We start from the raw sequence: 14,882 nt of genomic DNA, 5'->3' as shown, positions 1-14,882 counted from the left end.
TGTTTTCCGGATATTCAGAGCCCTTTTTGCCGCGTATAGTGTTCGGTCTCCGCTGCGACTTCAAGTCTGCCGTCCCGGAGCACCGATACCGCGCCGTGCCCCCCGCAGATCAGGCATGAACGTCCTTCCGCTCGCAACCGTTGATTCGCTTCCTCTGCAAGATCCAGCAGGGCACGGCGCTCCGTGCGGGCCAGGTCACTGTCGACATTGACCGAGGTCACCAGAAAATCTGCAAGGGAATTATATTTCCGGCGTTCTCCGGTCAGGCTGGCAAAGTTCATCAGGCTGTCTCCCGTAAAGAGGATGCCCTGACGGTGGCAGTACATAAATATCTGTCCGTAGAGGTGCCCGCCGGGACTTTCAAGAATCTCGAATTCAAGATCGCCGATGCCGATGGTGTCGATGATGTGAAACACTCCCCGGGTTCCCTGCGATTCGACCGGCAGAAGCTCGACCTTCTGCGGAGGTGCAAAACGGGAAAAGAGCCCGATCATCGTCGTGTAGACCTCTTCGAGAACGGAGTTCTCGCTCCGTGAGCCATAGGCACGGTTTGCCCGCCTGATGATTTCGAGAGTTCCCGGATGCATCAGCGCGGGTATGCCGAAAAGGCCGCCGGCACCGCAGTGGTCCGCATCTGCGTGTGTAATAATGAGACGGCTGGTCTTTTCCCGGTCGCCAAGCCCGAACTCCCGGAGCATGAGATCGACATCGGCATAGTAAATGCCATATCCGGTGTCGACCATCACCCGGTCTTCCGGCGTGTCGATGATGTAGATACTGCCTCCGCACGGGAGCTGGAAACAGGTGATCGTACAGTCCGGTGCGACGTGTATCTGCTGCACATCCGCATAAAATCCGTCTCCGGTCGTGCGGTTCAGCGTTTCGCCCGTCGTGAGAATATTTTCGAATACCTGTACCGGATTTTCACCCCGGCCGGTCAGCTCCTGGACGATATGATTGATGTTATGGAGGAAGGAGAGCAGGAACGGCTCGTCCGGGCTTTCCATGAGTGGCCGGAGTTTCTGGGCAAACCTGACATAAAATACCGTGTTGTCGAGCTTTTCACCGGTCGTGTCGTATTCGAGGATCTCAAGAGGGTACTGCGATTTCAGCCGGTCGAGGAGATCACGTGCGGCCTCGCTCTCCTCGACATTCAGGCTTACGGTCACGCGGTCGGGATGACTGCCCCTCTCGTCAAAGTCAATAGAGGAGATATTTGCCCCGGCCTGTGTCGTATAGGTGAGAAAATCGTCGAGTGCCCCCGGACGGTGGGGAAGGCTGACCAGAAATTTCAGGAAGCTGAGGGTTTCGAGGGATGTCTGGAGATAGCCGATGTCCGAAAGTTCCGAGAGTATCCGTTCGTAATCGGCTTTTAAAGCCGTCAGCTCGAAGAAGACGGTTCGCGGATCAATCCGCCTGTCGTAGTGAATCCGGTTGATGTTGCCGCAAAACTCCGTGATGATATCCGCGGCACGGTGCAATGCACCCGGCCGGTCAGGCATCCGGGCTACAAATGAATAGCGTTTCATCCGGACTCCACGGTTTCCGAATCGCCTCCCGCTGCGAGGAGGTACATCGCCCATCCGACATGCTCCCGCCCGTAGCCGAGATACTCTTCCTGAATACGGTCCAGATACTCCCTGACTGACTCCCGGCGCGGATCGGCGGGATGGTCGTTCAGCCATCTGCGGCATGCCTGCCATATCGCCGATTCGTACCGGTCCCAGTCATCCTCTCCCGACCGTACAACTCCCGCGAGCGTGCATCTCTCCGCCCTCGTCAGGCAGAGGAACTCGTATTCGGTGAGTATATCGGGCCATTCACGTGCGAATTCGGGGGAGACACGCTCGTTTCTCCAGTACCTGTCCCCGATGAGGATCCACCCGTCCGTATGCACCATCTTCCTGAGTGCCGCAATGGCCGACTCTATGCCTCCCCAGATAAACGACGCACCGAGGCAGACGGCACAGTCAAACGTCTGGTCCGGAATATACCCGGCGGCATCCCCGCAGAGGATCCTGACCCGGTGCGCAAGCCCCTGCTTCCACAGGTTCTGTTCCGCCTGCCGGCAGAATTTTTCCCGCAGATCGATTCCTGTTCCGGAAATGCCGTACTCTTTGGCAAGCAGGGCCAGCACGGTTCCGGTTCCGCATCCCACATCGATCACGCGGTCCCCCGGAGACAGGCCGGCAGGTGCCAGTGCTTCGCAGATTCCCGGCCCGCTCGTCGGATTCATGATCGCAAGCGATCCCTGTGCGATACCTTCCAGTTCCCAGTATTCCATAGTCCCTGAACACTCCCTCTCCGCAAAATAGCGGGGCGCTTCGGTCGGTTTTCATATCTATCGGATGCAAACCGGGTTAAGTCTTATTCCGCTCCCGGGTACTTCCGCCCCCGCCGCAAGAGTAATGGAGCGCGGGTGTGTTCTGTACTGCGAACTCCCCGGAGATGAACGATTGTATGTAAAAGACTGCCGTAACGGCCCCTATGCACGGGTGATGGACCGCTCATTGCTTGCCGAGATCCTGCATCCCGACCGGGAGGGGGAACCGGAGCTGAACTGCAGTATCGCACGGGCACGCGTTCCTGCAGGAGAAGCGACCCTGCCTCACCGCCTCACTGCTTCGGCCGAAGTGTACTATATTCTCGCCGGGGAGGGAACGATGTATATCGGAGACGAAACTGCCCGGGTCTATCCGGACACGCTCGTGTACATTCCGCCCGGTGCCGTCCAGCATATCAGGAACACCGGTGCATCAGACCTCATATTCCTCTGTATCGTCGATCCCCGGTGGCGGTCTGCCGACGAGGAGCTTGTCCCGCTCCCATGAGGAAAGCCTTGTGCGGGAATTACTCCGTTGGAGCATTTCCGCATCCGGATTTGGTGTACCGGACGCCTGAACGCATTACCGGCGGATAAAAAATGGAATATTATTATATTCTGAATTCCAATCATATATACGATGAAAAAAACGATCGGGAAAATTCTTGGGGTTATTTTATTTTTTATTGTAATTCTGCTACCCTTTGACCCTGCAGTATTTCCCGTCCCGGCCCAGTATGTGGCCGCGGCAACGACGCTGATGGTGGTCTGGTGGGTGACCGAGGCGATCCCGATCCAGGCCACCGCCCTCATTCCGATTGTCCTCTTCCCGTTGCTCGGGGTTCTGAGTCCCGGGGAAGCGGCGGCTCCCTACGCTGACAAGACGATCTTTCTCTTTATGGGCGGGTTTATTATCGCGATGTCAATGCAGCGGTGGGGACTGCATAAACGCATCGCTCTTCACATTATCAGGACGATGGGCACGAGCCCCCGGCGCCTTGTGCTCGGGTTCATGGTCGCCACCGCGTTTCTTTCGATGTGGATTTCAAACACCGCGACAGCGATGATGATGATCCCCATCGCCATCGCCATAATCGCCACGATCCTTCCCGATGCGCAGGTGGCGCTTGAAGATATGACCGAGGAACAGCGTGACTTTTCCGAGTGCCTCGTCATCTCGATTGCCCATGCGGCGACAATCGGCGGGATTGCCACCATAATCGGGACTCCGCCGAACGGCATATTCATTGCCCAGCTCGAGACGCTCTTTCCCGGCGCTCCCTCTATCGACTTCTTCACGTGGATGAAGTTCGGGCTTCCTCTGGCATGCGTCTTCATCCCGTTCTCGTGGGCATGGCTCGTGTACGGGCCGTACCGCCATATGCCCCGGATGATTGCCCATGGCAAGGAGATCATCGACGAACGGCTCCGGGAACTGGGGTCGATGGGCCGGGGCGAGAAATGGACGCTCTTTGTCTTTGTTTTCACCGCCTTTGCCTGGATATTCCGGACGGAAAAGGTGATAGGCGATTTGGTCATTCCGGGCCTCAATACGGTCTTCCCCGGCATTCATGACTCGACGATTGCAATCTTCGGAGCGATTCTTCTCTTCCTCCTGCCCGTCGACCGGAGTGCGGGCATCTATACGATGAACTGGGAATGGGCGAAGAAGATACCGTGGGGCATTCTGATCCTCTTTGGCGGTGGCATCTGCCTCTCGACGGCATTCATCAAGAGTGGTCTCGCAAATGTTATCGTGGGATATTTCTCCGCGTTTCACGCTCTCCCCATTATCATCGTCATCATCATTATCGGCCTTCTGATATCACTTCTCACGGAGGTGACCTCGAATACGGCGATGGCTTCGGTGATGATGCCGATCATGGCCGTGACCGCCGTATCGATGGCCATCCACCCGTTTATGCTCATGATAACCGCCGCCATTGCCACGTCAATGGCATTCATGCTGCCGGTGGCGACACCACCGAATGCCGTGGCCTACGGGAGCGGATATATCAGCATGCATGACATGATTCGCTCGGGTTGGGTCATCAATCTTATCGGGGTGGCACTCCTGACCGTATTCATGTTCACCATTATCATGTGGGCGCTCGGTTTTACCCCCGACCTTCCGGCTTGGGCGGTCTCCCCCATTGCCACTCCCTGATTTTTCATTTCGGCCGGTGGGAGAGTATATTATCATGCTCGAGTGCATAGTACCGGTATATGGTACGGGAACGGATCATTTCGGGTGATCTTGATACGGGCAGCGGAGTTGACGGCCGTAAAAAGAAGGCGGTCAGATCGCGGCAGGATACATCCGGTGAGCCGGAGGAGACGGGGAAAAAAAAGGATTTCCGGAAGCCCTCTTTTAAAATAGACAGCGATGCCGATATTTTTGATTCAGGGAAACCCTGAGTCGTCCGCACGACGGAGAATCCGGATGCCGGAGGGTGAGGAGATGACGATCTCCCTTGTGCCGCGGTATGTCTGCACGGTACCGGCGACCTCAATCATGTCCCCTTCTGCTGCCGTAACCGCTGATGCGACACTCTCAGGGACGAATATCTCCGTCTCTCCGAGGGTGAAGAGGAGGTGGCCGCCGGTCGTGGTCGTGCGGAGCCCCCCAACGGTACCGGTGAGGGTTACATAATCACCTTCCGCCGAGGATACCGTGTACGGCGCGGCAAAACTCTCCGGACCGACCGCCTGAACAGACAGGTGTATCAGCAGTAGCGCGGCTACGGTGCCTGCGAGGAGTAAAGCGGCTGTTCGCTCCCGGGGATCGAGCATGGAATAACATTCACCCGAATATTATATTAGTCGATAGGTTTTTAACTTAACAGTGTTAACATATTAGGTATGCCTGAGGCAAGGCTTCCGCCGTCATCCCAGACAATTCTGATACTCCTTGCAGAAGGAGGAGAGATGACGCACAAGGATCTCGTAACGCAAAGCCGTCTTGCACCGCGTACGGTGCGCTACGCGCTTAAGAAACTCAAGGAACACAAACTCATCATCGAGAAGTTCAACTTCAGGGATGCACGACAGATTATATATCAGTTCAAGCCCGATACCTGTATGGCGACAACATGAGTACTGTGCCGTGCGACATCATGGTCTGCGATTCCCTCGCAAGAAATCTCCTGCCGCGAATGCGTGCTGAGATGGTGTACCGTCTGGTCAATGACCAGGGAATCAGCCAGAGCGAGGTTGCAAAGCGACTCGGTGTGAGCAGAGCGGCTATCTCACAATACATGAGCAGAAAACGGGGCGGGGGACCCGGAGATCTCTCCCCGGATCTGAATGACATGGTAAATCTCTGGGCAGACGCAGTAATGCGTGACGATGTCACGATTACGCTCTGTGATGTCTGCAGGTGCGCGAGAAATTGCAGATGGACCTTCGATTAACACCGTTTCTTCCTTCTTTGTGACGGGGCACGGGAAGCTTCGACACAGCCAAACGCTCTCTTTTCGTATTTTTGGGGTTACATCCCCATCGGGATTCGGGTGGATCAGAGCCGGTGCCGCCGGTATCCGAGCACTGCGAGCACCGCAACAATCCCTGCTGCGGCCGCCCATTTGGTCCAGTCGACGCCTTTCCCCGTTGCCGGGGCCGAAGCCGTCCAGTCTTCCTCAAAGACGGCAGTAAAGTAGGCGCCGACGCCCGGATGATCGACGATAACGCCAGCCTCGCGGTTGAAGCACGGTGAATTTTCGTTCCAGTTGATGCTTGAGACCAGCACCCGTTCGCCGTCAACAATGACGCCCTTGGTGTGTATCTTTTCGAGGCCGAGCGCCTCCAGCCCGGCGCAGCGTGCCTCGAGTAAAAGCCCTTCCTCACGTGCGAGCGCATTGATCGCCGCTACGCATTCGTCGTTGTCATTGTTGCCGTCGGTGTTGAACCAGGAGGAATCAAGGAGCACCCGAACCCTGACGCCCCTGCGGGCAGCATCGATCGCCGCCGCAAGATACGGATTCTCTCCGGATTCCGGCCAGGGGGTGATGTACGCCTGCTCGATATCGAGCGTCCGGGTGGCACTGTCGATCAGTCCGGGGATTAAGCGGCTTGTGTCCGGGGATATGACCGGCGTGACAACGGTGCCGGAGAATGAAGCGGGAGAGTGTCCCGCGGTGTATGCACCTCCTCCCGTGTCACCGGGTGCCATATCCCGCGGAACGAAGGGTGTTATGTCGTTTCCTTCGGCATCCTCGTGCCAGACCGTTTCAAAATACCGCGCTACTCCCGGATCCTCGATATACACTCCCCATCCACGGTTTCCGGAGATACCGTCACCGGGAAATCCGCCGGGCTTGAAGTTCTCGCTCGTGAGAAGCACCGAATCACCGTCGGTGAGCAGGTACTTCGCGTGGGTGTAACGGTACCGGGCGTGTGCCGTGTCGGTCGTTCCCATCTGCAGGACGGTCGCCCCGCTCCGGATGAGTTCTGCAGCCGCCGCACTTTCCCCGTCTGGTATTCCCCCGACCGGCCCCCCTTCAAGAAGGACGGCAACTGTGATGCCCGATGAGGCGCATGACGCAAGGCGTCCGGCAATGAACGGATCGGTCATTTCGTAGACGTTCGCATATATATACCGGTCGGCGTCTTCAATCGCCTGCTCCAGGACGGTTCGTGCGCAGTCAGGGGAGACGAATGCAGTGAGTGACACGTCATGGTACGTGGCAGGCGAGAGGCGTGACTGCCCGATAAAGAACGGCCGGCAGTCCCAGATACCCTCCTCACAGACATGCACCTGTCCTTCGCGGGGCCGGACATCCGCCGGCCATGCGACGGTCTGCACCACAACACCATTTTCGGAAAGGACGAGCTCGTCCTGACTGTTTGCGAGCCGCATATCGCCGGTCCTGATTACGTCCGGAACTCCCGCAACGGTATCGTAGATCTCGTAGTCGGGAAGGATCCCGTGCGTTCTCCGGTATGCGGTCGCATACCGGGCGATAGTGAGCTGCCCGGATATCCGTGATCCCGCAGGAAACCGGATACTGCCTTCCCCGTCGCTTACGAGAATCCCGGCAAGGCTCCCGGCTCCCTCAAGAACCAGAAATTCGTCCTGTTCTCCCGTCTGCCATGTGTCGGGGCAGAATTCGGTGATCATAACGGCGCCCGCGGCGGGGCAGAGCACACAGAGGAGCAGGAGCACGGGCAGCAGGCGCATAATGAACAGGATTATGTGGTAGACTGCATAATAATCTGCCTGATTCATGAACTCTCGAACGAGAGCGCCTCTCGTGGTAAAGATCGGGGGGAGCCTCTCCGACCGGTTCCCGTCGCTCGTTCCCCTTCTTATCGGGAGCGGGCGCGATTTACTGCTTGTTCCCGGTGGCGGGCGGTTTGCAGACGCGGTACGGGAGACGGAGCTGGATGACGATGCCTCTCACTGGATGGCCGTTGCGGCGATGGAGCAGACGGGGTGGTCCCTTGTCTCGCACGGTGTCCCTCCCGTATCACGCCTCAGGCTGCCGAAGGGGACGGAGGTATTTCTTCCGTACTGTGCCTTGCGGGACGCCGATGCGCTGCCGCACAGCTGGGATGTCACATCGGACACGATAGCGGCCTGGGTTGCCCGTTTCCTCGGGTGTGATCTGCTGATCCTCAAGTCAGTCGACGGCCTGCATGCAGCATCACGGCTCCTCACCCGCATCGAGGCGCCCGTCCCCTGCAGTGAGGTGGATGCCGGATTCCTGCCCTACGTGCTCGGGCACGGAATTAGGACCACGATAATCAACGGCAGGATTGAGGAAAGAGTCCGTGCGGCACTTGCCGGGGTCCCCGTCACGGGCACGGTGGTTCATCCACACATTTAATAGGCGTGATGGAGACATTATAAGATACTTCCTCTGGAGAAAATACCATGACATTTAAGAAATGTACCTCCTGTAACGCTCCCCTCGCCGATGAAGGCTGGACCGACTTTATATGTCCGGGGTGTGGAGAAATGATCTACCGTTGTTACCGGTGCAGGCAGCAGAGCCTCCCGTACGTCTGCAAGAAATGCGACTTCAGGGGGCCATAATAGTGGGTGATGTAGTAATTATTTTAAAAATCATGCCCGAATCACCCGAGATTGATCTTGAAGCGCTGAAAGCGGCGATCCGGGATACCGTCCCGGTTCAGGATCTTGTCGTGGAGCCTATCGGCTTCGGGCTTTCAGCACTCAAGGTGGCTGTCGTCGTACCGGACAGCGAAGGCGCCCCCGACAGGGTCGAGGAATCGCTTCGCGAACTTCAGGGTGTCGGCAGTGCGGAGATCGTATCGCTGACACTTACCTGAAATATCATTCATTTTTGGTGCGCAACCGCTCGGGAGTGAGCGGTTCTTGAATTGTGGAGTCCGTATAAAAGTGCGTCTGAGATGTGCTTTTCTTATGGAGACTCATCTGCTTCAAGCTGGTTCATGACCTGTGTCGTGATGCTGCGGATCTTCTCCACCGATGCCTGGAATGCAGTGACTTCGGCACTCTCGATCCGGATCGGAATCGGGTACGATCCGCTCCGGTTGATTCGGGCGGGAACGCCGATGCAGACATCGCCGATATCATGGACTTCGCTTTTAATGTAGCTGGATACCGTAAGGATGCGGTTTTCATTGCCGAGCACCGTCCGGACGATTGTCGCGATTGCCTCGCCGGGACCATAGATCGTCGAGCCTTTCTTCCGGATGATGTCCTCGCCAGCCTGTCTGACGTCGGCGATAAGATCATCCACGGGCAGGTTGGAAAACGCAGGCAGATTATGAATCGCAATACCGCCGATAGTGGTTGCAGACCAGAGCGGAACCATGCTTTCGCCGTGTTCACCGATGATGCGGGTATGCACTTCGCTGACATGGACGTTGAAATGGCTGGCAATCAGTGATTTCAGGCGCATGGAGTCGAGATGCGTACCGAGCCCGAAGACCCTCCGCGGTTCCATCCCCGAGTATTTCAGGGCGACGGCGGTCATGACGTCGACGGGATTGGTGACCATCAGGATGAGCGACTCCGGTGCGATTCGGCCGATCACCGACGTTATACCGGCAACAACCCGTGCGTTTTCGATTGCGAGGTCGTTTCTGTCCTGACCTTTGCGGCGCGGCACTCCCGCCGCAATGATGATAATATCCGATCCCCGCAGGTCTTCCGGATTCGTGCTCCACGAGAGCGACAGATTCCTGCCTTTTGCAGCGAATGAATCCATAAAATCGTGTGCGATTCCTTCCAGCAGGTCTTCGCGTCCTGCACGTCCGAAGAGCAGCATTGCAGACACATGCGGAATTTCGGTAATGGCGTGCGCTGCAAATTGCCCGATATGGCCTGTCGCACCGATTATTGCTACTTTTGCCATAATAAGAAAATGTGGGGACACGTCCTCGGTAGACAGTGCGTGCCTGACTTCTCCCGGCAATCCTTTCTCCGCCCCGCACCCCCATGGGCGCCGTACGTCCACGGTAAGTCTGCTCCCTTCCGGGCCTGAACCGTTCCCCGCGGCAGCAGGTCGCCACTCCCTCCGGAGTCTTGATCCCTGTCCGCCGACCTCATGGGACGAGGTTTCTCAGGCGGGATATACCGGCTTTGGTCAGATCGCCACAGCCGTCCTCGGACTTCGCCCCCTGCATACCGGCGGTTTCAGGTAACAGGTGACGCCGAGCCACCCGGGCTAGTCCCCGGTATATATCGTTTCTTAAGGGATAAAAACCTCCCCGCTGACATGTGCTTTCCAGTTATCGATGACAGCCTGCACTTTCTCCTGCTCCTTCTTTTCGAAGAGATCGATGACCGTGAGATCGACATGGTCCGGGAGAACGGTATGGAGCTGCCGGCAGTCACCCTGATAAACCTCGAAGTACTGCGAACCCCCCCGTGTTTCGGCAATTTTTAGCACATCCTTTACGACGGGGCGGGTTTTCATCTCTTCGTAGGTAAAAAACATCTTCAGCTCTTCGAAGTTGAGATTTTCCCGGTTCACCATCAGGTTGTATGCAGACCAGAAGGCGGCGGCATACCATGCATCGTTCAAGACGACATGGGGGATGTCATACAGGCCCGCAACAATCCCGAGTGTGCCCGCACCGCTGCATGCGTCGACGAACATCCGGGGCTTCACATGGCGGACCCGGGAGCCGACCTCGATGATTTTCGGATCAAATCCCCGCGGGAATTCGATATGTATCGTGGACTGCTGTTTGTAGATCACAATTTTTTCGTTCTGGGTCGTGAAGATATTCGCCCGCACGTCGCAACCCGCCAGCAGCTCATAGGTATCGGGGATGCCGTCGAAATCGATGTCGGAGAGTCCCGGCACCGCGTCACTGCTCCGTATGACGCCGCGGACCTCCGGGACCTCCGAAAAAATCCGCTGTGCACAGGGTTCGGTGACGATCCGGGAGAGGAGAACGAGGGATCTGGCGGGGAGGTAAGGGGGCCTGACCATCGCGAAACCCGGGTGCACAAGCGGTGTGCCCACCCGGATGAGGGGCTCGGTGGGCCTGAGCACCCCCTCCTCAACCATGATGACATACATGTGCGCATAGACTTCGTCGATGAAGCGTTTGCCGCATGAGCAGGGAGAGGCATAGGTCTGGTCGGGGAGAGGCGCCTGCTTGTCGAGCGTCCTGCCCTTGCAGTCGGGGCAGGGGGCAAAGACGGTGGGCTCCAGCGCGATGAGTTCATGGGCGGCCTGGACGCAGTCCTCACCGCACACCGGGCATTTCATAGAGGGATGTGGTACGGTTCGTCTATAAAGGGTTTTATATATTATGAGCCGGTGAAGACGTGCACGGATCCGCAGTTTTCCGGAGAATCGACCTTGCTTCCGCTTTCCAGACGGAAAAGGCAAAGGATAAGGAGAAGGAAAACATGGGCCCGATGCGATTCGAACGCATGACCGTCCGGTTATGAGCCGGACGCTCCACCACTAAGCTACGGGCCCCAGCCGCCGGGAGAAACACACAGTCCGGGCTCTTTGCCCGGGTGCTGCCGCCCCGTGCCTGATCTGTTCGTCCCGCGATCATAAAAAACATTGCCGGGAGACCTGCGCGGTCACGGCAGGCATCCCGAATCGCCGGGTGCGGACACCCGATCGGGCGTGAATGCTGTCTTTTTACTGCATGCCGCCACCGGTTCAGTGCCGGTGCCGGTGGTGGATATCGGGAGTATGGGCATGGGTGTGGGTGATCTCTTCGTGGGCGTGGAGGTGGGAATGGTAGCCGGATCCGTTCACCGCGGGGACGCCGTCCTCATGGGCATGATCATGGTGGAGGTCGTCATGCCGGTGCCGGTGTTCGTGAACCACTGACGGATGGGTATGTTCGTGGGTGTGGCGCTCGGTGACGAGCAGGAAGGTGCCTGCCAGCATGATGAGAAAGGCGATAAAAAAGAGCTCGCCCGGCATCTCGGAAAAAAGGGCAAAGGCGAAGAAGACGCCGAAGAAGGGAGAGAGCGAGATGAGCGATGCCGCCCGTGCCGACCCGAGTCCGCGGATGGCAAGCAGGAGTGAGATGCTCATCACTCCCCCGAATCCCATGAACCCGATGGCCATGGAAGCAAGTACGGCACCGGGAGCGGGCATCGCCTCTCCCGCCGCCCGTCCGACGAGGAGCATGGCTGTTCCGATGCAAAGCCCCTTCACCATAATGGTGAGGAGCGGATCTTTGCCCGAGATGCGCTGGATGATGTTATTGTCAAGCCCCCAGAAACTGCAGGTCAGGAGCACGCCGAGTGCTCCGAGAGAGATCCCGAACACGGCATCGGGCGTATACGAGAGCAGAATACAGGAGAGCGTGATCAGAAACAGCGCCGCCCACATCCTTTTCCCGACGGGCTCTTTCATCCAGAGGACGGCCACTATTGTGGTTGCCACGGCCTCGAAGCTTAACAGAAGGGCCGCGGTTGCGGCGGGCGTGTGCGGCAGGCTGAACATGAGGGTGACGGGAGCGAGAAACGTCCCGAAGAACATCGTGGCAAGCAGCCACGGGATGTCGCTGCGGGCCAGGCGTGCCTCGTATGCCTTCCTTTTTTTCCCGATGACGAAACCTCCCGCCGTGACGAGCAGCAACCCGGCCCCGCTCCCGGCATAGAGAAGCCCGGCCATCGTAATGGGCGGCACCGTTGTCAGCATCAGCTTGGAGAACTGAGATCCCGCTCCGAAGAGGAGGGCGGCGAGAAGCCCGTACCAGACGTAAATACGGCGTGCGGATGTCATAACCGGGAAAGTATCTCACCGTTTTCAAACTCCGAAGGATAGATGTTGCGGTTTAATCACGCCGGGGGGGGAGAGGCGGAAAAAGAATACGGATGTACGCCCGGCCGGTCGGACACGTGAAAAAGGGGACGAAGGGGGCGGGCTCCTACAGCGCTCCCCCTCTTCGCCGCGGAGGCAGGTACTGCCTCCCTGTATACCACCGGATCCCGAGCACGAGGAGAACGACACAGGCGATTGCTATGGCGAATACCCCCAGCGATCCGATGTCATATTCTTTTTCCAGTGTGATGGTGACGAACGCCGCTCCCGTACCCAACGGGATGGTTTCTTCGACCGAAGCCGGGCGGTAGCCTTCGAGCAATGCGGTGAAATTGTAGACGCCGGATGACGAAACATCCTCCCGTACCCGGCCCTTTTCGTCGGTGAATCCCATCGCCTCTCCGTTGACGTATATGAGGGCGCCGGAAACGACCTGATGATCGGTGTTTTCTACAAGAATGGAGACTTCGGTGGTTTCACGTTCCAGTTCGACGGAAATCCCCGCATCATCCTGCCGGATCGTGCGGGTCTCCTCCCAGGTACTGTAGCCCTCCTTCGTCACGGTGACGGTGTGGGCCCCCTCCACGATATCTGCGAGGGTGAACTTTCCGTACCGATCGGTCACTCCTGCCGCCGATCCGTCGATATGCACCGCGGCATTCTCCACCGGCACCTCCGCTTCGTCGTACACGACGACAGATACCGGATGCACGGAGAGGGAGAGGCTGATATCCATGAGGATCTCGTCACTGTCTATGTAGGCATTCTGCTGAAAGGAACTGTATCCCGGGGATTCAACCCTGATATCATGAGTTCTTTCCCTCAAAAGCTGTGTTGTGAAGACACCTGCATTTCCGGTTGTCCCTGCGAGGGATCCGTCGATGTATACGGACGCATTCAGGACGGGAGTCTGATCGTCCGCATCCAGTACCCTGAAGGAGAACCTGTCGGTGCTGATGAGCCAGTACCGGAGCGTCGTTTCGCCCGAGTCCATCTCGATCGTCCTTGAAACCGTCTCATACCCTGATGCCGTGATCTCAAGATCATAGGTTTCGTCCGGGGTCAGGTCAAACTCCGCTTCGCCGCTGTTGTCTGCCCATTCGGACTCGCTCTCATCGGTGCTCTCCGCGATCACCTTCACCCGGGCATCCCTGACCGGTTCGATGGTATCGGCATCAAAGACATAGACAAGAAGCGTGGCGCTGTCGGGTGTCATGTAGACATTCACCGACGTTTCGTCTTCGTCAACCGTCTCGCTCCAGTCGTCGTATCCGGATTTCACCACTTCAAGAAGAAACGGGTCGTCTTCCGAATGGCTGTAGGTAAATTCACCGTAACTATCGGTCTTTCCCACATAATCGTCATCGATATAAACGTAGGCATAGGCAATACGGGAGTTGTCGTCGTCGTCACGCACGGTAATCTCAAGGGTTATCGCCTGAACCGTGCAGAAAAGAAAGCTCAGAATCACTATGGTATATAGGATTCGGCGCATATTCATGGAAATATATTGGGATGACAATCGCATTAAAATCCACCGGTGGCATGGAATTATGAATACTATTTCGGGAACCCGGGCGATGGCGGAGGTTTGCCGGCATGTCTGCTCTCTCCGGGTCACGCCGGGTGATGAACGTACGTCATCCCCGTTCAGGGTGTCGGGGGACCTCCCCCGGAGTGCCGTCGGGGTGCCTGTTTTGCATCGTCCGGTCCCGTCACTCCGGAAAAAGCCGTTCCATGAGCGGTCCCCTCATAAAACTCCCCTCCACGTCACTCTCCACGAAGGAAGACCGTCCATGGGACGGCAAAGGTGAGGAGATCGCTCCCGAGCATGCTCCGGACATTGAGCCGGGCCGAAATGTCGGTCATGCCGATCACGCCCCTCGGGTCATCGGAAGCGGCCTCCCGGTAGGCGCAGATGCCGATGGAGTGGCACGCGGCGGCCCCGGTCGGGCAGTAGGCAGCCTCGAGGGAGCCGCTCGGGTATGCGATGAGGTGGACGAGGCAGGAGAGCTGGTCGGCGTCGGCGATGGCAGACTCCATGGTAATCGGGGAGTGATTCGGATGGCAGGAGTGATGAGGGTTGCGACGGGGGCGGGAGCGGCAGTCCAGTGAAGACGGCCGGTCAAAAAATACGAAAAGGGGTTTCACTTGTACGCTTTCCGGTGGCCGGAAATCATCCCGGTGCGAACAGCCCGGTTATCCTTTCCGGGCATCCGTGTGTTCGCAGGCACCATTTCTCCACGTACAGTGCGTTTCCCGATGTATTATTTTAAATCTATATTAAATGTAGAATAATAAGTAAAAAAGGAATGTTT

16 protein-coding genes and 1 tRNA gene are annotated in these 14,882 nt (G+C 57.4%); 7 read left to right on the top strand and 10 right to left on the bottom strand.

Features of this window, described 5'->3' with window-relative positions:
* Window positions 1–14: 14 nt before the first annotated feature.
* Both APR53_08635 and APR53_08630 read right to left on the bottom strand, forming a co-directional pair.
* Complete coding sequence (locus APR53_08635) at window positions 15–1,529, bottom strand: MBL fold metallo-hydrolase (protein ID KQC05033.1); 1,515 nt, start codon at window positions 1,527–1,529, stop codon at window positions 15–17.
* Entirely contained in the window at window positions 1,526–2,284 is a 759-nt protein-coding gene (locus APR53_08630) for a methyltransferase type 12 (protein KQC05032.1), read from the bottom strand. Before APR53_08630 ends, APR53_08635 begins: the two co-directional genes overlap by 4 nt.
* 172 nt (window positions 2,285–2,456) lie before the next feature.
* Here APR53_08630 and APR53_08625 point away from each other — a divergent pair, with 172 nt between their 5' ends.
* The 3 genes from APR53_08625 (at window position 2,457) to APR53_08615 (ending at window position 4,741) form a co-directional block, all read left to right on the top strand.
* Window positions 2,457–2,831: a mannose-6-phosphate isomerase gene (locus tag APR53_08625; protein ID KQC05082.1), complete on the top strand. Its 375-nt coding sequence runs from the start codon at window positions 2,457–2,459 to the stop codon at window positions 2,829–2,831.
* A 132-nt stretch (window positions 2,832–2,963) separates the two neighbouring features.
* Window positions 2,964–4,490 carry an anion transporter gene (locus APR53_08620; protein ID KQC05031.1) on the top strand — a complete coding sequence of 509 codons (1,527 nt, stop codon included), beginning with the start codon at window positions 2,964–2,966 and terminating at the stop codon, window positions 4,488–4,490.
* 59 nt (window positions 4,491–4,549) lie between these two features.
* Window positions 4,550–4,741, top strand: a complete 192-nt coding sequence (locus APR53_08615; GenBank protein ID KQC05030.1) for a hypothetical protein — start codon at window positions 4,550–4,552, stop codon at window positions 4,739–4,741.
* Here APR53_08615 and APR53_08610 read toward each other — a convergent pair.
* Window positions 4,727–5,116, bottom strand: coding sequence for a hypothetical protein (locus APR53_08610; GenBank protein ID KQC05029.1), 390 nt, complete (start codon window positions 5,114–5,116; stop codon window positions 4,727–4,729). The genes APR53_08615 and APR53_08610 overlap by 15 nt on opposite strands.
* A gap of 69 nt (window positions 5,117–5,185) precedes the next feature.
* Between APR53_08610 and APR53_08605 the strand changes: the two genes are divergently transcribed.
* Both APR53_08605 and APR53_08600 read left to right on the top strand, forming a co-directional pair.
* Window positions 5,186–5,419, top strand: a complete 234-nt coding sequence (locus APR53_08605; GenBank protein KQC05028.1) for a MarR family transcriptional regulator — start codon at window positions 5,186–5,188, stop codon at window positions 5,417–5,419.
* Window positions 5,416–5,736, top strand: a complete 321-nt coding sequence (locus APR53_08600; protein ID KQC05027.1) for a Fis family transcriptional regulator — start codon at window positions 5,416–5,418, stop codon at window positions 5,734–5,736. The genes APR53_08605 and APR53_08600 overlap by 4 nt, the downstream gene beginning before the upstream one ends.
* 104 nt (window positions 5,737–5,840) lie before the next feature.
* Here the strand turns inward: APR53_08600 and APR53_08595 are convergent, their stop codons facing one another.
* Window positions 5,841–7,505 (bottom strand): phospholipase, encoded by a 1,665-nt coding sequence (locus tag APR53_08595; GenBank protein KQC05081.1) that lies wholly within the window; start codon window positions 7,503–7,505, stop codon window positions 5,841–5,843.
* Window positions 7,506–7,548: 43 nt separating this feature from the next.
* Here APR53_08595 and APR53_08590 point away from each other — a divergent pair, with 43 nt between their 5' ends.
* The gene (locus APR53_08590) at window positions 7,549–8,151 is read left to right on the top strand and encodes a uridylate kinase (protein ID KQC05026.1); all 603 of its coding nucleotides are present in this window, start codon (window positions 7,549–7,551) and stop codon (window positions 8,149–8,151) included.
* 211 nt (window positions 8,152–8,362) lie between these two features.
* Window positions 8,363–8,617, top strand: a complete 255-nt coding sequence (gene ef1B, locus APR53_08585; protein KQC05025.1) for an elongation factor 1-beta — start codon at window positions 8,363–8,365, stop codon at window positions 8,615–8,617.
* A 92-nt stretch (window positions 8,618–8,709) separates the two neighbouring features.
* On the opposite strand, the gene APR53_08580 is transcribed toward ef1B, so the two are convergent.
* From APR53_08580 to APR53_08555, 6 genes are all read right to left on the bottom strand, one after another.
* A complete protein-coding gene (locus tag APR53_08580; protein ID KQC05024.1) occupies window positions 8,710–9,669 on the bottom strand; it encodes a malate dehydrogenase in 960 nt (319 codons plus the stop codon).
* A 336-nt stretch (window positions 9,670–10,005) separates the two neighbouring features.
* A complete protein-coding gene (locus APR53_08575; GenBank protein KQC05023.1) occupies window positions 10,006–11,037 on the bottom strand; it encodes a hypothetical protein in 1,032 nt (343 codons plus the stop codon).
* 144 nt (window positions 11,038–11,181) lie between these two features.
* Window positions 11,182–11,253 (bottom strand) — tRNA-Met (locus APR53_08570).
* A 192-nt stretch (window positions 11,254–11,445) separates the two neighbouring features.
* A complete protein-coding gene (locus tag APR53_08565) occupies window positions 11,446–12,525 on the bottom strand; it encodes a multidrug DMT transporter (GenBank protein KQC05022.1) in 1,080 nt (359 codons plus the stop codon).
* Window positions 12,526–12,670: 145 nt separating this feature from the next.
* Window positions 12,671–14,065, bottom strand: a complete 1,395-nt coding sequence (locus APR53_08560) for a hypothetical protein (protein ID KQC05021.1) — start codon at window positions 14,063–14,065, stop codon at window positions 12,671–12,673.
* Between the two features lie 269 nt (window positions 14,066–14,334).
* Entirely contained in the window at window positions 14,335–14,607 is a 273-nt protein-coding gene (locus tag APR53_08555; protein ID KQC05020.1) for a hypothetical protein, read from the bottom strand.
* Between the last annotated feature and the right edge of the window lie 275 nt (window positions 14,608–14,882).

This window comes from Methanoculleus sp. SDB (assembly GCA_001412355.1).
GTDB lineage: Archaea > Halobacteriota > Methanomicrobia > Methanomicrobiales > Methanomicrobiaceae > LKUD01.
Note: the sequence above shows the minus strand (reverse complement) of the source record. Positions and strands in the feature narration are given on the sequence as shown.